18 protein-coding genes are annotated in these 23,545 nt (G+C 56.4%); 17 read left to right on the forward strand and 1 reads right to left on the reverse strand.

Features of this window, described 5'->3' with window-relative positions; all coding sequences use genetic code 11:
* Positions 1 to 45: 45 nt before the first annotated feature.
* A complete protein-coding gene (locus ABSH60_RS09070; RefSeq protein ID WP_390973640.1) occupies positions 46 to 1,491 on the reverse strand; it encodes an alpha/beta fold hydrolase in 1,446 nt (481 codons plus the stop codon).
* Between the two features lie 362 nt (positions 1,492 to 1,853).
* Between ABSH60_RS09070 and atzF the strand changes: the two genes are divergently transcribed.
* From atzF to arcC, 17 genes are all read left to right on the forward strand, one after another.
* Positions 1,854 to 3,701: an allophanate hydrolase gene (gene atzF / locus ABSH60_RS09075; RefSeq protein WP_390973642.1), complete on the forward strand. Its 1,848-nt coding sequence runs from the start codon at positions 1,854 to 1,856 to the stop codon at positions 3,699 to 3,701.
* 10 nt (positions 3,702 to 3,711) lie between these two features.
* Positions 3,712 to 7,344 carry an urea carboxylase gene (gene uca, locus ABSH60_RS09080; RefSeq protein WP_390973644.1) on the forward strand — a complete coding sequence of 1,211 codons (3,633 nt, stop codon included), beginning with the start codon at positions 3,712 to 3,714 and terminating at the stop codon, positions 7,342 to 7,344.
* A gap of 27 nt (positions 7,345 to 7,371) precedes the next feature.
* Positions 7,372 to 8,097 carry an FCD domain-containing protein gene (locus tag ABSH60_RS09085; RefSeq protein WP_390973645.1) on the forward strand — a complete coding sequence of 242 codons (726 nt, stop codon included), beginning with the start codon at positions 7,372 to 7,374 and terminating at the stop codon, positions 8,095 to 8,097.
* Between the two features lie 74 nt (positions 8,098 to 8,171).
* On the forward strand, positions 8,172 to 9,440 hold the full coding sequence (urtA, locus tag ABSH60_RS09090; protein WP_056775768.1) for an urea ABC transporter substrate-binding protein: 1,269 nt from the start codon (positions 8,172 to 8,174) through the stop codon (positions 9,438 to 9,440).
* A gap of 842 nt (positions 9,441 to 10,282) precedes the next feature.
* Positions 10,283 to 11,851 carry an urea ABC transporter permease subunit UrtB gene (gene urtB / locus ABSH60_RS09095; RefSeq protein WP_122097581.1) on the forward strand — a complete coding sequence of 523 codons (1,569 nt, stop codon included), beginning with the start codon at positions 10,283 to 10,285 and terminating at the stop codon, positions 11,849 to 11,851.
* The gene (gene urtC, locus ABSH60_RS09100; protein WP_056775771.1) at positions 11,851 to 12,924 is read left to right on the forward strand and encodes an urea ABC transporter permease subunit UrtC; all 1,074 of its coding nucleotides are present in this window, start codon (positions 11,851 to 11,853) and stop codon (positions 12,922 to 12,924) included. Before urtB ends, urtC begins: the two co-directional genes overlap by 1 nt.
* A gap of 8 nt (positions 12,925 to 12,932) precedes the next feature.
* Positions 12,933 to 13,730 (forward strand): urea ABC transporter ATP-binding protein UrtD, encoded by a 798-nt coding sequence (urtD, locus tag ABSH60_RS09105; protein WP_056777157.1) that lies wholly within the window; start codon positions 12,933 to 12,935, stop codon positions 13,728 to 13,730.
* 11 nt (positions 13,731 to 13,741) lie between these two features.
* Positions 13,742 to 14,440 (forward strand): urea ABC transporter ATP-binding subunit UrtE, encoded by a 699-nt coding sequence (urtE, locus tag ABSH60_RS09110; RefSeq protein WP_390973648.1) that lies wholly within the window; start codon positions 13,742 to 13,744, stop codon positions 14,438 to 14,440.
* 268 nt (positions 14,441 to 14,708) lie between these two features.
* A complete protein-coding gene (locus tag ABSH60_RS09115) occupies positions 14,709 to 15,149 on the forward strand; it encodes a hypothetical protein (RefSeq protein ID WP_390973650.1) in 441 nt (146 codons plus the stop codon).
* Positions 15,150 to 15,656: 507 nt separating this feature from the next.
* Positions 15,657 to 16,097, forward strand: coding sequence for a hypothetical protein (locus tag ABSH60_RS09120; RefSeq protein WP_390973652.1), 441 nt, complete (start codon positions 15,657 to 15,659; stop codon positions 16,095 to 16,097).
* Positions 16,098 to 16,607: 510 nt separating this feature from the next.
* Entirely contained in the window at positions 16,608 to 17,048 is a 441-nt protein-coding gene (locus tag ABSH60_RS09125; protein WP_390973654.1) for a hypothetical protein, read from the forward strand.
* Positions 17,049 to 17,626: 578 nt separating this feature from the next.
* On the forward strand, positions 17,627 to 17,830 hold the full coding sequence (locus ABSH60_RS09130) for a hypothetical protein (protein WP_390973656.1): 204 nt from the start codon (positions 17,627 to 17,629) through the stop codon (positions 17,828 to 17,830).
* Between the two features lie 255 nt (positions 17,831 to 18,085).
* Complete coding sequence (locus ABSH60_RS09135) at positions 18,086 to 18,754, forward strand: isochorismatase family protein (RefSeq protein WP_390973658.1); 669 nt, start codon at positions 18,086 to 18,088, stop codon at positions 18,752 to 18,754.
* Position 18,755: 1 nt separating this feature from the next.
* A complete protein-coding gene (locus tag ABSH60_RS09140) occupies positions 18,756 to 19,544 on the forward strand; it encodes a DUF2877 domain-containing protein (RefSeq protein ID WP_390973659.1) in 789 nt (262 codons plus the stop codon).
* 93 nt (positions 19,545 to 19,637) lie between these two features.
* Positions 19,638 to 21,176, forward strand: coding sequence for an acyl-CoA synthetase FdrA (gene fdrA / locus ABSH60_RS09145; RefSeq protein WP_390973661.1), 1,539 nt, complete (start codon positions 19,638 to 19,640; stop codon positions 21,174 to 21,176).
* On the forward strand, positions 21,176 to 22,585 hold the full coding sequence (locus ABSH60_RS09150) for a DUF1116 domain-containing protein (RefSeq protein ID WP_122097182.1): 1,410 nt from the start codon (positions 21,176 to 21,178) through the stop codon (positions 22,583 to 22,585). Before fdrA ends, ABSH60_RS09150 begins: the two co-directional genes overlap by 1 nt.
* Positions 22,582 to 23,544, forward strand: a complete 963-nt coding sequence (gene arcC, locus ABSH60_RS09155) for a carbamate kinase (RefSeq protein ID WP_183849882.1) — start codon at positions 22,582 to 22,584, stop codon at positions 23,542 to 23,544. The genes ABSH60_RS09150 and arcC overlap by 4 nt, the downstream gene beginning before the upstream one ends.
* Position 23,545: the final 1 nt, after the last annotated feature.

A 23,545-nucleotide genomic window follows, 5' to 3' on the forward strand; every position in this document is an offset into this window, starting at 1 on the left:
CTGGGGGAAATATCCGCTGACGCCATCAGTGCAGGCGCCCGGCAATCAGAATCCGTTCACTCTGTGCAACAGATAAGGATAAAACGGATTCGACGATACGCGCATCAGTTGATCCATACTGACCACCAGCGCGCCGTTTTCACCGCGGGCCGCCAGCGTACCCAGCCGGATGCCAAACTGTGCCGGCCCCTGAGGAGTACGGCCATACAGCGAATCATCTGGCGGGAACGGCAGCGCAACGTGCGAAAGCGAGAAAAATTCCGCGGGATAATCCAGCCCCAGCGGCGTCGTCACCACGGCAGTCTGACCTGCCGCCGTGATCTGCGCGACCGTCGCGGCCTGATCGGGCGCCGCATTGGTGATCACCGTGGTCTGGTAACGCCGTGGCGCAGGCGGAAGTAAACGCCCTACCGCCGTCTCTGACGCCACCCGCAGCAGCGGACCGACGTACGCGCTGCGGTTAATATCAAACAGCACCAGCTGGCTGCCGTTCGCAGGCAGTTGATTAAACAGCGCCGTCACGACTGCCCGGCTACTGACGGTGGAATCAACCACCGACTGGAATGCCAGCACCGGCGGTAACTGCGCCAGCTTGCCGGATTGCGCATCCCGGGTGATTTGCTGCTGCAACACATGGGTCAGCAGATAAGACTGGCGGGCAGCTTTGACCGGAAACGAGTTGTATTTAAACGGATTGAATTCCGGCATCAGGTTCAGCCAGGCGGTTTTGGCAAAGGCCGGGAAAATCGCAGGCCAGCCTGCATATCCGGCAAAGCGCGCGAAGCTCGTCACGCCGATCATCGGGGAAATCAGCACCACGCGGGAAGGCCGCACCAGCGCGGAGTCATCAAGGGAATCCAGCGTATATTTCATCGCCAGCGCGCCGCCGTTTGAAAAGCCCACCAGTTGCAGCGGCACATCCGGCCCGGCGACACGGTGCGCCTCGCGCACCGCCAGCCGCGTTGCCGCCATCCACTGCTCCCAGTCCACCCGCGTCAGGCCACCGGGCACCGTTCCGTGGCCCGGCAGGCGAATACCGACGGCCACGAATCCGCGACGGCGATAATCCTGCGCTATATGACGCAGGCTGTAAGGGGAATCGGTCAGGCCGTGCAATAACACCACCGCGCCCACCGGTTTGCCGTCAGGCATCAGCTCATAAGACCGGTTCCAGTCCTGTGCAAAATGCTCAGGGTAAATCGGGCTGCGGTCGTAATAGCGGTTAAGCGGAATACGTTCTTCGGCGTCCAGCTTGTCCGTCACTTCCTGCTTCACTTCAAGAAATGCCTGCTGTTCCGCGCGTAAATACGCCGCCCAGTCACTCTTATCCAACTGTTCCGCACTCAGTTCGTCCGGCACCAGTTTGTGCCACGGCTCAAGCGGCGGCCCCTGCAAGGCGTCATAAGTGCGCACAGCCAGAAGCGTAATAATCACCAGAATCAGCGCCAGCAGCAGCTTTTTCAGGCGTACATAGAGACGACGAAGTTGCATTAATTAGGGGTTTCCTCTGGCTAATGTTGCGAGGTATGCACCAGCCTCTGCCAGGCACATTACTGCGCAATGATGGATCGTTTTCTGGACATGAATCCGCCCGCTTTTCTGCAAAGAATAATAAATCATCAGTTCATACAACTGTATACCGGAACCTTTATCGGGCCACGTTTATCTTTTTCCTGCGGGATATCGCGCAAATTTTCGCCCCATTTTCGCTCAGTTGCCTTGCGTGCGTGGTGCAACAAACGTACAACGCTTTCACGCGATAAATAATAAATCATTTAAAATCAACAAATAATGATTTGGCACAGGCCTTGCTTAAGTGAATTCAATCTTGTGTACCAGATGGAATTCAACTTATGACCGACGCCTCACATTCTACAAGCTCACCTTATCGCGGTTTTACCCTGCGGGACTGGCAACAGCATTATCGCACTGCGCCGGGCAGCCTGCGCACCACGCTGTCGTTGGTGTTGGGTAGCCTGAGCCCCGCCGATAACGCCTGGCTTTATCGCGCCAGCGCCAACCAGCTTGAAGATCAGATTGCGCATCTGGAAAGCCTGCGCCAGAAGGCCGATGGCTCGCTAAAAGACCTGCCGCTGTTTGGCGTCCCCTTCGCCGTCAAAGACAATATTGATATTGCCGGCTGGCCGACCAGCGCCGCCTGCCCCGCGTTCACTTACACTGCCGAAGCCGATGCCACCGTGGTCGCGAACCTGAAAGCCAAAGGCGCGATCGTCATCGGCAAAACCAATCTCGACCAGTTTGCCACCGGTCTGGTGGGAACCCGCTCGCCGTTTGGTGCCGTGCGCAACACCTTCAACCCCGACTATGTCAGCGGCGGCTCCAGTTCCGGGTCGGCCTCCGTTCTGGCACGCGGCCTGGTAGCCTTTTCCCTCGGAACCGACACCGCCGGCTCGGGCCGTGTCCCTGCCGGATTCAACAATATCGTCGGGCTGAAACCGACCAAAGGCTGGCTGTCGAATACCGGCGTGGTGCCTGCCTGTCGCCTGAATGACTCGGTGTCAATTTTTGCGCTGACCGTTGCCGACGCGCAAACCGTCGCCCATGCCGCAGGCGGATACGACGCCACGGATGCCTATTCGCGCCGCAATCCGCGCACTGCGCCGGTGGCAATTTCGGCTCATCCACGCTTTGCGGTGCCGGACAGCCTGGAATTCTTCGGTGATGCGCTGGCCGAATTTGAATTCGATCAGGCACTGGAACGCCTGAGCAGCAGCGGCGTCACGCTGGTCCCGGTGGATTTCACGCCGTTCCGTGAACTTGCGGAGCAGCTGTATTACGGCGCATGGGTGGCGGAACGTACGGTTGCGGTCGGTCAGATTTTCGAAGAAAACCCGGAGGCGATGGATCCGGTGGTGCGCGGCATCGTCGCCAGTGGTCTGAACTACAGCGCCTGCGATGCCTGGCGTGCCGAATATTTACGCGCAGAGTTGTCGCGCAAAATCAATCTGGCGCTGGAAGGGTTTGATGCGCTGGTGGTGCCGACCTCACCGACCATCCGCACCCAGGCAGAAATGGCGCAGGAGCCGGTGCTCTACAACTCGCAGTTCGGCATTTACACCAACTTCACCAATCTGGCGGATTTGTCTGCTCTTGCGCTGCCGTCCAGCCTGCGCGCCGACGGCCTGCCCGCCGGGATCACGCTGGTCGCCCCGGCCTGGCACGATGATGCGTTAGCCAGCTTTGGCCGTCAGTGGCAGCGCAGCCTGAGCCTGCCGCTGGGCGCAACCGGGCTGGCGATGAAGCCTGAAGAATTCATGATCTCCGCGCCGGTCAGTGCTGCCAGCGTGCGCGTCGCCGTGGTTGGCGCGCACCTGACCGGCATGCCGCTCAATGTCCAGCTCACCAGCCGGAACGCGGTGCGCGTCGAGCAAACCACAACCGCCGCGACCTACAAACTTTACGCCCTCGCGAATACCACGCCGCCAAAACCGGGGCTGGTACGCGCCGGATCGGGCAGCGCGATTATCGTCGAACTCTGGGATATCCCGCTGGCGCGCTTCGGGGAATTCGTCGCTGAAATCCCGGCACCGCTGGGTATCGGTTCGCTCGAACTGGCCGATGGCCGCACCGTGAAAGGCTTTATCTGTGAGCCGTGGGCGATTAGCGAAGCCACAGACATCACTCATTTTGGCGGCTGGAGAAGTTATATCCAGAGCCTGAATTCACCGGTCAAAAGCTGAGGGCGCACACATGTTTACTACCGTGTTAATTGCTAACCGTGGCGAAATCGCCTGCCGCGCGATCCGCACGCTGAAACGTCTGGGCGTCACCAGCGTGGCCGTGTATTCCGATGCCGACCGCAATGCACCGCACGTCACGCAGGCGGATATCGCCATCGCGCTGGGCGGCGAAAAGGCCAGCGAAAGCTACCTGATGATCGACAAAATTCTGGCCGCCGCGACAGAAACCGGCGCGCAGGCGATTTATCCGGGATACGGCTTTTTATCCGAAAGCGCGGAATTTGCCGATGCCTGCGAAGCGGCGGGCATCGCGTTTATCGGGCCGACCGCCGGGCAAATCCGCGAGTTTGGCCTCAAGCACCGCGCCCGTGAATTAGCCGGTGCCGCAAATGTGCCGATGACGCCGGGCACCGGTTTGCTCGCAAGCCTGGAAGATGCCGTGAAAGCGGCCGCAGACATCGGTTATCCGGTGATGCTGAAAAGCACCGCAGGCGGCGGAGGCATTGGCCTGACACGCTGTGATGACGAAGACGCCCTGCGCGCTGCGTGGGACAGCGTGAAGCGTCTCGGCGAGCAGTTTTTCCGCGACGCCGGGGTGTTTCTGGAGCGCTTTGTCGACCGCGCCCGTCACGTCGAAGTACAGATTTTTGGCGACGGCAAAGGCCGCGTGGTGGCACTCGGCGAGCGCGACTGTTCATTGCAGCGCCGTAATCAGAAAGTGGTGGAAGAAACGCCTGCGCCGAACTTGCCGCAGGCCAGCCGCGAAGCGTTACATCGCGCTGCCGTGGAGCTGGGCGAATCGGTGAATTACCGCAGCGCCGGAACCGTGGAATTTATTTATGACGCCGCGCGCGACGAATTTTATTTTCTCGAAGTAAACACCCGTTTGCAGGTGGAGCATCCGGTCACCGAAATGGTCACCGGTCTGGATCTCATCGACTGCATGCTGAAAGTCGCCGCAGACGAGCCGCTGGACTGGCCTGCGATGGAAAAAGCCCCGCAGGGCGCGTCGATGGAAGTGCGCATTTACGCCGAAGATCCGCTGAAGAATTTCCAGCCAAGCCCCGGCGTGCTGACCGAAGTATTTTTCCCCGAAGACGTGCGCGTCGATGGCTGGGTGTCTACCGGCAGCGACGTGTCGGCATTTTACGACCCGATGATCGCCAAACTGATTGTTCACGGCACCGACCGTCAGGACGCACTGGCAAAAATGTCGGCCGCGCTGGCCGCCACGCGCCTGCACGGCATCGCCACCAACATTGATTATCTGCGTCAGGTGGTCGCCACGCCGGTGTTCCGCGACGGCGACATGTGGACGCGCATGCTCGACAGTTTTGCTTATGCACCCAACGCCATCGAAGTGATCGCGCCCGGCACCTACAGCAGCGTGCAGGATTATCCGGGACGTCTCGGTTACTGGGATATCGGCGTGCCGCCGTCCGGCCCGATGGACGATTTTGCCTTTCGTCTCGCCAACCGCATTGTCGGTAATCATCTGGATGCCGCCGGTCTGGAATTCACGTTACAGGGACCCACGCTGCGTTTTCATTGCGACGCCATTATCGCCCTGACCGGCGCGCGTTGCCCGGCCACCATCGATGGCGAGCCGGTTTCTTACTGGCAGCCGGTCGATGTCAAAGCCGGTCAGACGCTGACGCTGGGCCGCGCCACGCAGGGTTGCCGCACCTATCTCGCCGTGCGTAACGGTTTAGACGTGCCGGTGTATCTCGGCAGCCGCTCGACCTTTGCGCTCGGGCAGTTTGGTGGTCACGCGGGCCGTACGCTGCGTGTCGCTGATATGCTGACCGTTTCGCAGCCGGAACTCGCGGCCTGCACCACGCCTGCGCCGGTGGGTTTACCGCAGGCGGCAGCCGAAAACATCGTGCCGCCTTACGGCGATATCTGGAATATCGGCGTGCTTTACGGGCCGCACGGCGCACCGGATTTCTTCACCAAAGAATCTATCGACACCTTCTTCGCCGCCGAATGGCAGGTGCATTACAACTCCAACCGTCTCGGTGTGCGGCTGGTTGGCCCGAAACCGCAATGGGCACGGCAGGACGGCGGCGAAGCCGGGTTGCATCCGTCGAACGTGCATGACTGTGAATACGCCATCGGCGCAATTAACTTCACCGGCGATTTCCCGGTCATTCTGACCCGCGACGGGCCAAGCCTCGGCGGTTTCGTCTGTCCGGTGACCATCGCCAAAGCCGAATTGTGGAAAGTCGGCCAGGTAAAACCCGGCGACAAAATCCGTTTCCATCCGATCAGTTTTGAACAGGCGCAGGCGCTGGAACTGGCGCAGCAAGGCACGCTCGATTCGCTGATGCCGATCAACGCCATGGCGCTGCCGGTGCCGTCGCTGCTGCCCGATACCACCGCCTCCGCCACTATTCTTGCTGCGCTTGCGGCGACAGCCGATCGTCCGTCGGTGGAATACCGCCAGGCTGGCGACGGCTACGTGCTGATTGAGTACGGCGATAACGTGCTGGATCTGGCGGTGCGGATGCGCATTTACCTGCTGATGAACGCCATTAAAGCCGCCGGTCAGGAAGGCATTGAGGAGTTATCGCCGGGCGTGCGTTCGCTGCAAATCCGCTACGACAGCGGCGTGCTGCATCAGACGGCGCTGCTGCAACATTTACTGATGCTGGAAAACAGTCTGGCCGATGTCAGCCAGCTCAAAATCCCCACCCGCATCGTGCACATGCCGATGGCCTTTGAAGATTCCGCCACGCTCGGCGCGGTCGAACGCTATCAGCAGACCGTGCGCGCCGACGCGCCGTGGCTGCCGAATAACGTCGATTTCATCCAGCGCACCAACGGGCTGGCAAGCCGCGACGATGTGAAAAACATCATTTTCGACGCCAGCTATCTGATCCTCGGGCTGGGCGATGTGTATCTCGGCGCGCCGTGCGCGGTGCCGGTCGATCCGCGCCACCGCCTGCTCAGTTCCAAATACAACCCGGCGCGTACGTTTACCGCCGAAGGCACGGTCGGCATCGGCGGCATGTACATGTGCATTTATGGCATGGATTCACCGGGCGGCTATCAGCTGGTGGGCCGCACGCTGCCTATCTGGAACAAATTCCTGAAAAACGAGCAATTCAAAAACGGCGAGCCGTGGCTGCTGCACTTCTTCGATCAGGTGCGGTTTTATGAGGTCACCGAAGCCGAACTGGACATTCAGCGCGAGGCGTTCCGCGAAGGCCGCGCACAAGTTCGTATCGAAGAAACCGAATTCGACTTTGCGCAATACACCCAGTTCCTTGCTGACAACGCCGCCGATATTGCTGAATTCCGCGCGAAACAGGCCGAAGCCTTTACCCGTGAAGTCGCGCACTGGCACGAAGCCGAAAGCGCCGCGGTGGAAGCCGCCGCCAACGCCGTGCAGTTAGTGGAAGACGATGCGGATCAGGACGGGCATCTCGTCAGCGCCGATCTGAACGGCAATATCTGGAAAATTCTGGTCGAGCCGGGTCAGCAGGTCGAAGAAGGCCAGCCGCTGATCGTCGTCGAAGCCATGAAAATGGAACTCTCGGTGAACGCGCCGTGCGCCGGCACCGTTCTGAAAATCAGTTGCCAGCAGGGCCGTCCGGTCGGGCCAGGTGATGCGCTGCTGTGGCTGGATTTAGCGGTTTAAGCGGGTTGAACCCACAAGGGACTCTTTATGCAACTGACTGACGCCAAATCGGCACGCAGTAAAAATAACCGCCCGGAAGGGCTGGCAGAACGTATTTATCAGCAGCTGAAAACCGACATTTTCAGCTTCCGCCTGCTGCCGGGCGATCGGTTCAGCGAAAACGACATCGCCGACCGCATGGAAGTCAGCCGCACGCCGGTGCGTCAGGCGCTGTTCTGGCTCGAACGCGAAGGCTATGTCGAAGTGTTTTTCCGCAGCGGATGGCAGGTGCGGCCTTTCGATTTCGACTTCTTCGAACAGCTTTACGACCTGCGCATTGTGCTGGAACTGGAGGCGGTCAAACGCCTGTGCGCCTGTCCGCCGGCGTCTCAGCCCCTGCAACTGGCGGAGCTGAAAGATTTTTGGATAGACAAGCCACGGCTGCAAGACGGGCAGGCAGTCTCGCGCTTTGACGAAGAGTTTCACATGACGCTGGTGGCCGCGGCCGGTAACGCCGAAATGGCGCGTATTCACCGCGAACTGACCGAGAAAATCCGCATCATCCGGCGGCTGGATTTCACCAAAGATGAGCGGATCAACGCCACTTATCAGGAACACGCGAGCATTTTGCTCGCCATCATCGGGCAACGAACTGAGGAGGCACAACGCCAACTACACGACCATATTGCCGTCAGTAAAGCCGAGGTGCGCAAAATTACCCTGCACATGCTGCATCAGGCCCGGGCGGAGAATAACGGAAATCTTCCGTCATGACTTTTTTAAACATTTTTTCGACTTTCTACATACCAGCGTTCTCTTAATCATCTTTTCATTTCGAGGGTACATCTATGCAACGTCGACGTTTTATTAAAGCCTTTGCTCTGTCCGCCACCGTAGTCAGCATGGGGTTAGCCTGGAGCGCGCAGGCAGCCGACACCATCAAAATCGGGATCATGCATTCCCTTTCCGGCACCATGGCGATTTCAGAAACGCCGCTGAAAGACATCGCGCTGATGACCATTGACGACATCAACGCCAAAGGCGGCGTGCTCGGCAAAAAGCTGGAACCGGTGGTGGTTGATCCGGCCTCTAACTGGCCGCTGTTCGCCGAAAAAGCCCGTCAGTTGCTGACGCAGGATAAAGTCGCGGTGGTGTTTGGCTGCTGGACGTCGGTATCGCGCAAATCCGTGCTGCCGGTGTTTGAAGAGCTGAACGGTCTGCTGTTCTATCCGGTGCAGTACGAAGGCGAAGAGATGTCGCCAAACGTGTTCTACACCGGCGCCGCGCCTAACCAGCAGGCCATTCCGGCGGTGGAATATCTGATGAGTGAAGACGGCGGCGCCGCCAAACGCTTCTTCCTGCTCGGCACCGACTACGTTTATCCGCGCACCACCAACAAAATTCTGCGCGCCTTCCTCCATTCCAAAGGCGTGAAAGACAGCGACATCGAAGAAGTCTATACGCCGTTCGGTTACAGCGATTATCAGACCATCGTTTCCAACATTAAGAAATTCTCCGCAGGCGGCAAAACGGCGGTGATCTCCACCATCAACGGCGATTCCAATGTGCCGTTCTACAAAGAGCTGGCGAATCAGGGCGTGAAAGCGACCGACGTGCCGGTGGTGGCATTCTCGGTTGGTGAAGAAGAACTGCGCGGCATCGACACCAAACCGCTGGTTGGTGACCTCGCGGCGTGGAACTACTTCCAGTCCGTCGATAACCCGACCAACAAGAAATTCGTTGCCGAATGGAAGGCGTACGCCAGGGCTCACAAACTGCCTAACGCCGATAACGCGGTGACCAACGACCCGATGGAAGCGACCTACGTCGGCATCCATATGTGGGCGCAGGCGGTAGAAAAAGCCGGTACGACGGACGTGGATAAAGTCCGCGCCGCCATGGCCGGCCAGACCTTCGCCGCCCCGTCCGGATTCACGCTGACCATGGATAAAACCAACCACCACCTGCACAAACCGGTGATGATCGGCGAAATCGAATCCAACGGTCAGTTCAACGTGGTCTGGCAGACCGACAAACCGGTCCGCGCCCAGCCGTGGAGTCCTTACATCGTTGGGAACGATAAGAAGCCAGATACCCCGGTGAAAACGACTAATTAGGGATCGGAGCCCAGGCCCGCTAACACCGTGGGCTTGCAGCCCACACCCGCTAAGACTTTGGGCTTGGCGTCCAAACTGCCTAAGACCGCGGGCTTGCAGCCCACACCTGCCCAGAAGGAGCGCCAAGGCGCGCCCCTTCTGGACATCCCGCGCCTTTTTGGTTGTGACACCGACGGCTATCGCTGTTGGCAGGGAACGTGTTTCAGGAGCTTTCGTTCACGGCGCAAACGCCGCCGCTACGCGGTGCTCTCATTTCAGGTTCGGACCCGCCCGGAAAAAGACCCGAGCGGTTTCTCACCGTTCATTCGACGTCGTTTTGAAAGCGCCTTTGAGGCATTTTTAAGGTCAAAAGCAGTTTGGGCTGCTGTTTTCTTTTGACTTACATAGCCTCCAGGCCGCACTCAAAAATTCCGCTGAGCAAGAGGTGGAAAACCGCGCGTCGTTTTGAATGCGCCTTTGAGGCATTTTTAAGGTCAAAAGCAGTTTGGGCTGCTGTTTTCTTTTGACTTACATAGCCTCCAGGCCGCGCTCAAAAATTCCGCTGAGCAAGAGGTGGAAAACCGCGCGTCTTTTTGCGCGGGTTGGAATCCCGCAGCGAAGGCACCGCGTAGCGGCGGGATTTTGCGGCGAGAACGGGAGCCTCTGGCACACGGTGCCTGCATGGCGCGAAGCTGTCGGTGCCTCAGAGAAAAAACGCAGGATTCCAAAGGAGGCACGTTTATGCCTCCTTTGGGCCAGTTTGGGCGGCGAGCCCAAGGTCTTGGCGGGTGTGGGCTGCAGGCCCACGGTCTTAGGCTGCAAGCCCGCGCTCCCAGAGGTATTACTTTTATGGCGAAAACATGATGAAAACTTTACTTCGATCTCTGTTTTTCCTGCTTGGCTGCCTGCCATGGCTTGTTCACGCCGGTCCGGCCAACGATTTTGCTGCCGCCAGCCGCAGCCAGCAGGCCACGTTATTGCAGCAATGGGCGGCAGATCCGCAGCCGGAAAGGTTGCCGCTGCTCGAGGCGCTGAAGCAGGAAAACGTCGTCATCGACGAAGCGAAACACGCGTTCACACAGAATGGCGATCAGCTGACGCCGCTGGAAGGCGACGTTAAACCCCAGGGCGAAGCCAAAAAAGTCTGGCTGAACAACCGCCTGCGAATTTTGATCGCCAATGCACTTTCCGCGCACCGTCTGGTGAGCACCGACAGCACCGTTCGTTTGCAGGCCGCCAAAGCCTTACAGCGCGACGCGCAGGCCGATCAGTTGCCGCTGCTGACCCGTCGTCTTGAGCTGGAAAAAGACAGCACGGTGCACGATGCCCTTTCCATCGCGCTGGCGAATTTACAGCTCGCCGACGCCAGCCCGCAGGTGCGCCTGAAAGCCGTTGAGCTGCTCGGCACCTCGGGCGATCCGGATACACAAGGCCGTCTGCAAAGTCTGACCGATCCGAAAACTGAGCCAGATGCCACAGTGCGTAACGCCGCGCTCACCAGCCTGAAAGCGGTGCAGCATCGTCTGCTGATCGGCGATTTACTGGGTCAGGCGTTTACCGGCTTGTCTCTCGGCTCAATTCTGCTGCTCGCCGCGCTCGGTCTGGCGATCACTTACGGTTTGCTGGGCGTGATTAACATGGCGCACGGCGAAATGTTAATGCTCGGCTCTTACTCGACCTACATGGTGCAATCGCTGTTTCAGCACTACGCGCCGGGGCTGCTGGCGCTGTATCCGCTGGTCGCGCTGCCGGTGGCTTTTTTCATCACCGCGGGAATGGGTATGGCGCTGGAGCGCACCGTCATCCGCCATTTATATGGCCGTCCGCTGGAAACCCTGCTGGCGACGTGGGGCATCAGCCTGATCCTTATCCAGGGCGTGCGCGTGCTGTTTGGCGCGCAAAACGTCGAAGTGGCGAATCCCGGCTGGCTCTCCGGCGGCATTCAGCTCCTGCCCAATCTGGTGCTGCCGTACAACCGCATCGCGGTGATCATCTTCGTCTTGCTGGTGCTCGGTCTGACCTGGCTGCTGCTCAATAAAACGCGGCTCGGCATGAACGTGCGCGCGGTGACGCAAAACCGTGCGATGGCGGCCTGCTGCGGCGTGCCGACCGGCCGCGTCGATATGCTGGCATTCGGCCTCGGCTCCGGTATCGCCGGTCTGGGCGGCGTCGCGCTGTCGCAGCTGAGTAACGTCGGGCCGGAACTCGGTCAGGGCTACATCATCGATTCCTTCTTAGTCGTGGTGCTCGGCGGCGTCGGGCAACTGGCTGGCACCGTGGTGGCGGCCTTTGGTCTGGGCATTGTGAACAAAATTCTTGAGCCGGAAATCGGCGCGGTACTGGGGAAAATCCTGATCCTCGCGCTGATAATCCTGTTTATCCAGAAACGTCCGCAGGGACTCTTCGCCTTCAAAGGCAGGGTGATTGACTGATGAGCCAGCCGCTGACGATTACCGGCGTACAAAAAGCGCCGAAGATTGCGATTTCGGTGGGCACGCTGGTGCTCATCCTCCTGATTGTGATGCCGTTTCTGGCGCTGCTGCCCGCCAGCAACCCGCTGGCGATCTCCACTTACACGCTGACGCTGGTCGGCAAGATCCTCTGTTATGCGATCGTCGCGATCGCACTCGATCTGGTCTGGGGCTACGCCGGTTTGTTATCGCTCGGTCACGGGCTGTTTTTCGCCCTCGGCGGCTACGCGATGGGCATGTATTTGATGCGCCAGGCCGCAGGCAGCGGGCTGCCGGACTTTATGTCGTTTCTGTCGTGGACCGAACTGCCGTGGTTCTGGGCCGGCACCCAGCATTTTGCGTGGGCGCTGTGCCTGATCGTACTGGTGCCGGGCGCGCTGGCGTTTGTGTTCGGCTATTTCGCCTTCCGTTCGAAAATCAAAGGCGTGTACTTTTCGATCATGACGCAGGCGCTGACTTACGCCGGTATGTTGCTGTTTTTCCGCAATGAAACCGGCTTCGGCGGCAATAACGGCTTCACCGGTTTTACCACCCTGCTCGGCTTTCAGGTCACCGCCACCGGCACGCGCGTGGGATTATTTCTGGCGACGGTTGTGGTGCTGGTCGCCAGCCTCGCGCTCGGATTCGCGCTGGCGCGCAGTAAATATGGCCGCGTGCTGACGGCAGTGCGCGACGCCGAAAACCGGCTGATTTTCTGCGGCTACGATCCGAAGGGTTTTAAGCTGTTCGTCTGGACGATTTCCGCCATGCTGTGCGGTCTGGCGGGCGCGCTGTACGTGCCGCAGGTCGGGATTATTAACCCCAGCGAAATGTCACCGACCAACTCCATCGAAGCCGCCATCTGGGTGGCACTCGGCGGGCGCGGCACGCTGATCGGTCCGGTTATCGGCGCAGGCATCGTTAATGGCGCGAAAAGCTGGTTCACCGTCGCCATTCCCGAATACTGGCAATTTGTCCTCGGCGGCATGTTTATTCTGGTGACGCTGTTCCTGCCGCAAGGCGTGATTGGCCTGCTGCGTAAGAGGAAATCCTGATGAGCCCGATGACCATGACCGAAGACCTGTTTACCCAGCCGCACCTGGCGGACCGCCACCGCGCGCAGACCGACCCGATTTTGCAGCTGGAAAACATCAACGTCAGTTTTGACGGATTTAAGGCGCTGACCAATTTGTCGCTCAACATCGGCGTTGGCGAACTGCGCTGCGTGATCGGCCCGAACGGCGCAGGGAAAACCACGCTGATGGACGTGATCACCGGCAAAACCAAACCGCAAAGCGGCCGCGTTTATTACGATCAGCGCACCGATCTGACGAAGCTTGATCCGGTGCGCATCGCGCAGTCCGGCATCGGGCGGAAATTCCAGAAACCGACGGTGTTTGAAGCGCTGACGGTGTTCGAAAATCTGGAGATCGCGCAGAAAACCAATAAATCGGTATGGGCGTGCCTGCGCGCCAAAATGAACAGCGAACAGCGCGACCGCATTGATGAAATGCTGGGCACGCTGCGTCTGGCGGCGGAACGCCATCGCCCGGCGGGGTTGCTGTCCCACGGTCAGAAACAGTTTCTGGAGATCGGCATGCTGCTGGTGCAGGAGCCGCATTTATTACTGCTCGACGAACCGGCGGCGGGCATGACCGATGCCGAAACCGAATACACCGCCGAGCTGTTCAAACAGCTGGCGGGCAAACATTCGCTGATGGTGGTCGAGCACGATATGGGGTTTGTGGAAACCATCGCCGACCACGTGACGGTGCTCCATCAGGGGCAGGTGCTGGCCGAAGGTTCACTGCGCGACGTGCAGGCCAACGAGCAGGTTATCGACGTGTATTTAGGGCGCTGAGGAATCGCAATATGTTGCAGGTAAATGAACTGAATCAGTTTTACGGCGGCAGCCATATTCTGCGCGGCCTGTCTTTTGAGGCAAAAATCGGCGAAGTGACGTGCCTGCTCGGGCGCAACGGCGTCGGCAAAACCACGTTGCTGAAATGCCTGATGGGGCTGATCCCGGCGAAATCCGGCACCATCAGCTGGCAAAATCAGGTGATCAATTCCCGCAAACCGCACCAGCGCGTGCAGGCGGGAATTGCCTACGTCCCGCAGGGACGCGACATTTTTCCGCGCCTGACCGTCGAAGAAAATCTGCTGATGGGTCTGTCGCGTTTTTCCGGCAGCCAGGCAAAGCAGGTGCCGGATGAAATCTACCATCTATTCCCGATCCTGCTGGAAATGAAACACCGACGCGGCGGGGATTTGTCCGGCGGCCAGCAACAACAGCTGGCGATTGGCCGCGCGCTGGCCTGCAAACCGAACCTGCTGATCCTCGACGAACCGACCGAAGGCATTCAGCCATCGGTGATCAAAGAAATCGGTGCGGTGATTAAACAGCTCGCCGCCCGTGGCGACATGGCGATCCTGCTGGTCGAACAATTCTACGATTTCGCCGCCGAACTGGCCGACAGCTATCTGGTGATGTCGCGCGGCAGCATCGTCAAACGCGGTCGCGGAGAGGAAATGGAGGCCGACGGTGTGCGGGGGCTGGTGGCGATTTAACTCTTCTTTGGATTGCACCCATTATTAATTTTGGCTGATAATAACTGAGTTCCGTATCCATCAGCCTTCAAATACATATTCAAAACTAAAATTAACATGCTAAATAATAACTTCTCTGCATGATCAATTACGTATTAATCTAATAAATATGGAGAGCAAATTGAGCCAGATCATCTAATAATAAAAACATAGTGAATTATATTGTAATATCAGCAACCATTGGATATTAAAAGGTACAGAAAAAACCTTTTGCACAGGAAGTGAAACCATGGCTTTTTTTAAAGAAGAAATCAGTAAAGAGGATTTTGAGAAGTATCAGATCGGTCGTTACGACGAGCGGATTTCCAATGGTTTTCACCCCGGCTCAGAGTGGGCAGTTGACCGTGAAAGAAATATATACCTCATGATCATTTCCATCAGCGGGCGTGAACCTGAATACTTTGGTTTAAATACAATTTTATTCTTTTTTGATGGCGATGTTTACATTGCAAACATATTTTTAGACTTAAATAAAATAGGCGAAAAACATTGGTCACTCCATTGGAGACAGCATTCATGGCGTACTGTTCCCTATTTCTCTTGTAATAAAAATGATAGGGGATCAATGCGTGACGTTGCATTAGCACTTAAAGAAGCACTGTTGGTTTATCGTCTAAGAGGTGTCGATAGCAATTACGATGCAATATTAGATATTACTTTTGATTTCTAATTAAAATTTTTACCTCCCTAAAAACAAGGAATGTTTATGGACTTTATATCGGCTGATCAAGCACTCGAACTGTTAAAATCCAACCCGGAAAATTATACTACGCCAGATTCGATACGCGGCCTAATAAGCCGGGTAGATATGAATACACCGGCGAAATAACCCTTCTTTACAGTGGGTACTATACTGACGGTGGTCTCCCAACCAGCGCCAATGGCATTGTTCAGGCGATGGCGCATCGAAGCGTTTTGTTGCCGAAACCGTCGGTGAAGTTCGTACGGTACCGCCAATGCCCGCAATAACCGCCTACATACCTAAATCAAATAGTAGCCTGCTAAACAATAGATTAAATACATATTAAATAAGTCATTCCTTCAATTTAATCCCTCAAATTAATTGCACCCGATCTCTGTTCTGAAAAATAGTGATTACTGGCATTTCCTTTTTTGAATTGAAGATATTAAGTGGCATAATGTGAATCAATATTTATTATCAGTTAAGGATAACATCATGGCTTTTGTCAAAGAAGAAATCAGTAAAGAGGATTTTGAGAAGTATCAGATTGGGCGTTACCGCGAGCGGATCCCTGCTGGCTTTCGCCCTGGTGACGACTGGGCAATTGACCGTGAAAGAAATATATACCTCATGATCATTTCCCTAAGCGAACGTGAGCCTGAATACTTTGGCTTAAATACAATTTTATTCTTTTTTGATGGCGAGGTTTATATTGCAAAAGTATTTTTAGACTTGAATAAAATAGGCGAAAAACATTGGTCACTCCATTGGAGACAGCATTCATGGCATACTGTTCCCTATTTCTCTTGTAATAAAAATGATAGGGGATCAATGCGTGACGTTGCATTAGCACTCAAAGAAGCTTTGTTGATTTATCGCCTAACGGGTGTCGATAGTAATTACGATGCAATATTAGATATAACTTTTGATTTTTAATTAAAATTTTCACGCCCCCCTAAAAACAAGGAATGTTTATGGACTTTATATCGGCTAATCAAGCACTCGAACAGTTAAAATCCAACCCGGAAATTATACTACGCCAGATTCGATAGCGGACTGATGAGCCGGAAAGATTTGAATACACCGGGCGAAATAATCCTTTTTAACAGTGGGTACTATACTGACGGTGGTATCCCAACCAGCGCCAATGGCATTGTTCAGGCGATGGCGCATCGAAGCGTTTTGTTGCCGAAACCGTCGGTGAAGTTCGTACGGTACCGCCAATGCCCGCAATAACCGCCTACATACCTAAATCAAATAGTAGCCTGCTAAACAATAGATTAAATACATATTAAATAAGTCGTTCCTTCAATTTAATTCCCCAAATTAATTGCACCCGATCTCTGTTCTGAAAAATAGTGATCACTGGTATTTCCTTTTTTTTGAATTGAAGATATTAAGTGGCATAATGTGAATCAATATTTATTATCAGTAAAGGATAACATCATGGCTTTTGTCAAAGAAGAAATCAGTAAAGAGGATTTTGAAAAGTATCAGATCGGTCGTTACGACGAGCGGATCTCTAATGGTTTACACCCCGGCTCAGAGTGGGCAATTGACCGTGAAAAAAATATATACCTCATGACTATATCCTTAAGCGGACGTGAGCCTCAAGATTTTGGTTTAAATACAATTTTATTCTTTTTTGATGACGAGGTTTATATTGCAAAAGTATTTTTAGACTTGAATAAAATAGGCGAAAAACATTGGTCACTCCATTGGAGAGAGCATTCATGGAGTTTTGCCCCCTATTTTTCTTGTAAAAAAAATGATAGGGGATCAATGCGTGACGTTGCGTTAGCACTCAAAGAAGCTTTGTTGATTTATCGCCTAACGGGTGTCGATAGTAATTACGATGCAATATTAGATATAACTTTTGATTTTTAATTAAAATTTTCACGCCCCCTAAAAACAAGGAATGTTTATGGACTTTATATCGGCTGATCAAGAACTCGAACTGTTAAAATCCAACCCGGAAATTATACTACGCCAGATTCGATAGCGGACTGATGAGCCGGAAAGATTTGAATACACCGGGCGAAATAATCCTTTTTAACAGCGGGTACTATACTGACGGTGGTATCCCAACCAGCGCCAATGACATTGTTAAGGCGATGGTGCATCGAAGCGTTTTGTTGCCGAAACCGTCGGTGAAGTCCGTACGCTAACCGCCTACGCAGAACATGGCCGCACCTTTGATTTGGTGGAATTACCCGGGGTGTTGCGTAACCCAAACATTACCTATATTGATGGGGTTAATAATTCATTACTGCTGAACCATTACAACACGCTACTCGCCAATGGGAATAATAATGACGTGACGAGAGGTGCTATTTTTGACGCCGTAACCGCCCGCTCCTACGATGCCTCTGCCTCATTGCATTATAACGTCGCCAATTTTGTAAATGCGGTCTCAAAAGTTAGGGATAATCACCCTCAAAAAGGGCAGTAAACAGTTTTCATCAATGCAAAATCTCGATGATGTTTTTTTAATCGATGACGTCGTCGACTCAAAATGGACGCTGACCGTGATCGCCGCATTATTACAACAAGCCGGGAGCGGCTGTGTTTATCCAGTTGCTCTCGACTGGCTCAAACGCGCTGAAAATGAAGGTGCCGTTAAAAAATTGCTTAATCCAGTGCGCTACCAGTTTATGAATACCGACTGACACAGAACTTCAGGTCAGCCGATACTCATCACACTCCTTCAACAAAAAACTTCTCGCCAGCGGCGGGTCAGCATCAAATCATTTGCTGCTCGCCGTCGCGGTTTGCGGCAACTCACACTTCTTTCCGGCTAAAAATCCTGCTGCAAAATATTCGGCGCTCACCGGAAAATCATTTCGCTGTCACCCTTTCATCGCCTCTCTATACTTGCGCACAGGTACTTCTTTTCCCCACATCGGATGTTCAGGAGAGTAACGATGACTACGCATCAATTTCAGGCAGAACCCTTCCCGTTAGCCTTTGCCCCGCAAACGACGGCGTTAGTGATGATTGATATGCAACGCGATTTCGTTGAGCCCGGCGGGTTTGGCGAAGCGCTGGGCAATGACGTGTCGAAAGTCCGCACGGCGATTGCGCCGTGCAAAAAAGTGCTGGATGCCGCCCGCGCGCAGGGAATGCTGGTCATTCATACACGCGAAGGCCATCGCGCCGATCTGAGCGATTGTCCTCCGGCTAAACTGACCCGTGGCGGCCAGACGTTTATCGGCACCGACGGTCCGATGGGTCGCATTCTGGTGCGCGGCGAAGCCGGTCACGACATCATTCCTGAGCTGTATCCGGTTGCCGGTGAGCCGGTTATCGATAAGCCGGGCAAAGGCGCGTTTTATCAGACTGACCTGCATCTGGTGCTGCAAAACCACGGCATCAGAACCCTGATTGTCTGCGGTGTGACTACCGAAGTGTGCGTCACCACCACCGTGCGCGAGGCCAATGACCGTGGCTTTGAATGCATTATTCCTCAGGACTGCGTCGGATCTTATTTCCCGGAATTCCAGAAATCCGCGCTGGAAATGATCAAAGCGCAGGGCGCGATTTTCGGCTGGGTCAGCGACGCGAACGCCATCATCAACGGCTTAAAGGCATAACGTGCAACTGCCCGTCGTCTCGCTCGGCTATCTGGCTAAAGACCGCTTCGCGCAGCCGCTGACGGCGCACAGCCGCTTTCAGCATGCAATGAACCTGATGGCGGATGACGGGCAGTTACTGACGCTGCTCGATGCCAGCCGCTACCCGAATTTACCGGATGCCATCCGGGTTCAGCTTCCACACGGCTGGGACTGGCGGCGAATGACCGGCGAATTAACCGGGCTGGATCACGCAGAAATCTGGCAGCCGCAGATAACGCCGGTGCCACCCGAACAGCGGCCACAACACTACGCCACGCTGGTGAAAGCGCTGATCAGGCAGCCGGTGGAAAGTGAACTGATGCTGCTGCCCGGCGGTGACAGCACGAAGCGCCAGCCGCATATTTTTGCGCAGGACAGCACAGAAAAGCTGACGTTTCAGGTGTTACGGCTGATCGGCTTCGGCGGCGGGCTGACGCCGGACGGCGACGATTATCTGCTCGGTTATCTGGCCGGATTGTGGCGCTGGCAGACGGCGCCGCGCATTGCCCGACATTACCGGCTGATGCAGGAGATCATCGCCAGCCATCTGACGCGCACCAACGATATCAGCGCGCATTACCTGCGCCGCGCGCTGGACGGGCATTTCTCTGAGCCGCTTTGTGACCTGCTGATGCTGCTGGCCATACCGGCCAGCGACGACATAGTGCGCAGCGCGGCGCAGAACGTCATGCAGTTTGGTGCCAGTTCAGGCACTGACTGTCTGGCAGGCCTTCTGCACGGAATGCGCACGCTACAGACCACGTTGTAACTCACTCTTTTTCTCTTCATGCCGGTTGCCCCCTGCGCGCCGGCAGGGGATCCCTTTGCCTGAAAAAACAGGCAGTAAGCACAGGTAATTGTTATGAGTGTCATTTCTCAGGTTTTCAGCAATATGTATCAGGACTCGGTGTCGCTGATGCAAATCTCCGCCAACATCAGCAAACAGCCGGGTATCGAACAGGCCTCTGTGGTGATGGGCACGCAAACCAATCTGGCGCAGCTGGCGGATGCCGGTCTGGGTCAGGAGATGAAAGCCGGTCCAAACGATTTGATTATTGCGGTCAAAGGCGATGAAGCGGCCTGTCAGGAAGCCATGACGCTGGCGCGCGAACTGCTCAGCAGCAAACCGCAGGAAGCCGCCACAGACGGCGTTTTCGCGCCAAATCTGGTGAGTCTGGATATGGCGCTGGAACGCCATCCCGACATCAATCTGGCACTGATTTCCGTGCCGGGTGATTACGCCGCCGCCGAGGCGATTAAGGCGCTGCAACTGGACATGAACGTGATGCTGTTCAGCGATAACGTCAGTCTGGCGCAGGAAAAGCAGATCAAAACGCTGGCGCGCGAAAAGAACCGGCTGGTGATGGGGCCGGACTGCGGCACCGCAATCATCAACGGGATGCCGCTGGGTTTTGCTAACGTCGTGAAACGTGGCGCGATCGGCGTGGTCGGCGCGTCCGGTACCGGCGTGCAGGAAGTCACCTGCCGCGTGGATCATCTCGGCGCGGGGATCTCTCAGGCACTCGGCACCGGCGGCCACGACCTGCATGAAGAGATCGGCGGCATTTCCATGCTGCACGGCCTGAACATGCTGGCAGGCGATCCGGATACCCAAGTGATTGTGCTGATTTCCAAACCCCCGGCCCGCGCCGTCGCCGAACGCATCCTGGAACAGGCCAGCGCCTGCGGCAAGCCGGTGGTGGTGAACTTCCTCGGCGCAGATGCGGCAGATATCGCCCGCGATCGCGTTTTCCCGGCAACCACTCTCGCAGAAGCCGCCGATAAGGCAGTGGCGCTGCTCGACGGCAAGCCATCCGTGACGGCTTTCGGTGAAATTATCCGCCCTGAGCAATGCCACGCCTTACCGGCGGCGCGCACCGATATTCGCGGCGTCTTTGCCGGAGGCACTTTCTGTTATGAAAGCCAGCTGATTTGTCAGCAACAGGGGTTTCACGCCGCATCTAATACGCCGGTTACCGGCAACAATAAACCGGGTGACGTGTGGCGCAGCCGCGGTCACACCCTGATCGACATGGGCGACGACGATTACACCCGTGGCAAACCGCACCCGATGATCGACCCGACGCTGCGCAATCAGCGCATTGCCGCCGAACTCAGTGATCCGCAAACCGCCGTTCTGCTGTTCGATCTGGTGCTCGGTTATGGCGCGGCCGCAGAACCGGCAGCGGAATTACTGGAAATCCTCGCACAGCATCCGCGCGATCAGCGTCCGCTGCTGGTCGCCCACGTCTGCGGCACCGAAGCCGATCCGCAACAACGTTCACGTCAGATCGACGCATTGCGCCAGGCAGGTGTGGTGATTGCTGAATGCAACGCACAGGCCGCGCTGTGGGCCAGCCAGATTGCCCGCATTCAGGCAGAAAAGAAGGGAGAAAAATAATGAATACGTTACTTAATCAGCCACTTTGCGTGGTCAATGCCGGTCTGAACAGCTTTGCTGAAAACCTGAAAACCGCCGGTGGCGACGTGGTGCCGCTGAGCTGGCAGCCGCCTGCGCTGGGCGATATCGCTGCCGGTCTGAGTCTGGCGGAATTGCTGCGCCATCCGCTGGTCGAAAAAGCTAACGACGTGGCGTTCGCCCGCTATCTCAGCGCGCAACCGGCGCTGGTGGATGTGCTGGCCGCGCGCGAGGCCATTCCGGCCATGAGCGAACGCAAACTCATTCTGCATTCCGGCCCGCCTATCGCCTGGCAAGACATGTGCGGCCCGGTGAAAGGCGCGATTATCGGCGCGGTGATTTACGAAGGCTGGGCAACCGGTCATCAGAATGCAGAGCAGATGATTGAAGCGGGCAACATTGCGCTCGAGCCTTGTCACCACTATCACGCGGTCGGTCCGATGGCCGGTATTATCAGCCCGTCGATGCCGCTGTGGGTGATTGAAAACAAAACCAACGGCAAACTGGCATTCAGCAATTTCAACGAAGGTCTTGGCAAAGTTTTACGCTTTGGCGCCAATAACGAAGAAGTTCTGGATCGTCTGCGCTGGATGGCAAAAGAGCTGGCTCCGGCGATGAAAGCGGCGGTGCTAAAACTCGGTGAGATGGAACTGAAACCGCTGATGGCGCAGGCGCTGCACATGGGCGATGAAGTGCATAACCGCAATGCGGCAGCCACCGGTTTGCTGATCAAGCGTCTGGTTCCGGCGCTGCTGGAATGCAATTTGCCCGCTGAACAGCTTCAGCGCTGCGTGGCGTTTATCACCGGTAACGATCACTTCTTCCTCAATTTGTCGATGGCGGCCTGTAAGGCAATGATGGATGCGGCGGCGGACGTGCCTTACAGCTCGATGGTCACGGTGATGGCGCGTAACGGCGTTAACTTCGGCATACGTCTTTCCGGCACCGGCGACCGCTGGTATCAGGCTCCGGCCAATCCGGTAGAAGGCCTGTTCTTCCCCGGTTACGGCGTGGAAGATGCCGCCGCCGATCTGGGCGACAGCGCGATCACCGAAACCGCCGGTGTCGGCGGCTTCGCGATGGCGTCGTCTCCGGCCATCGTCAAATTTGTCGGCGGCACGCCTGCGGATGCCTCCAGTAACAGCCGCAAAATGCAGCTGATCACCCTCGGCGGCAATCCGGCATTTACCCTGCCTGCACTGAACTTCGCACCGACGGCGGCGGGCATCGACGCCCGTAAAGTCGCCGACCGCGCCATCCTTCCGATCATCAATACCGGTATCGCCCACAAACTGGCGGGTGTCGGCCAGATTGGCGCGGGGATCACTACCGCACCGATGTCCTGCTTTACCGATGCACTTCAGGCGCTTTCTCAGGAGATCCCGGCATGAACACACCTTTAGCCGTGGTGGCCGTCGGCGGAAACGCCCTGATCGCCGATGAACACAAAAACAGTATTCCCGATCAGTATCAGGCGGTGATTGAGAGCGTGCGTCCGGTTGTGGACATGATTGAAGCGGGCTGGGACGTTGTGCTCACGCATGGCAATGGCCCGCAGGTCGGGTTTATTCTGCGCCGTTCGGAGCTGGCTGCCGGTGAAGTGGCGCCGGTACCGCTTGATTACGCGGTCGGCGATACGCAGGGGGCGATTGGCTATATGTTCCAGAAAGCCCTGCTGAACGAGCTGCAAAAACGCGGCATTTCGCGCCCGGTTGTGGCGCTGGTGACGCAAACGCTGGTCAGCGCGCAGGATCCGGCGTTTCAAAATCCGGTTAAACCGGTCGGTGCATTTATGGATGAAGCGACCGCCCGCCAGCGTCAGCAGGAGCTCGGCTGGACCATCGCCGAAGATGCCGGACGCGGCTGGCGCAGAACCGTGCCATCGCCACTGCCGCTCGACATTCTGGAGCGCCAGACCCTCAGCACACTGCTGGCGCAGGGCTGCATTGTGATTGCCTGCGGCGGCGGCGGCATCCCGGTGGTACGCGACGAACATCAGCAACTGACGGGCGTGGAAGCGGTGATTGATAAGGATCTGGCGTCAGCGCTGTTAGCGGAACAACTCGGTGCGGATTTACTGCTGATCCCGACCGGTGTGAAGCAGGTCGCCGTGAATTTTGGCACGCCGCAGCAGCAATGGCTGAGCAATCTCAGCGTGGAACAGGCCGAAACGTTTATTCGCGAAGGGCAGTTTGGCGCGGGCAGTATGCAGCCGAAAGTCGAGGCCATCGTGAAATTTATCAACAACAGCCAGCAACAGGGAAAACACGCCAAAGGGCTGATCACCAGCCCGGAAGCGATTAAAGCCGCCCTGAATCATCAGACCGGCACCTGGATTTCACATAATTAAA

Source organism: Rahnella sp. R3(2024), assembly GCF_042920125.1.
Classification (GTDB): Bacteria; Pseudomonadota; Gammaproteobacteria; order Enterobacterales; family Enterobacteriaceae; genus Rahnella; species Rahnella rivi.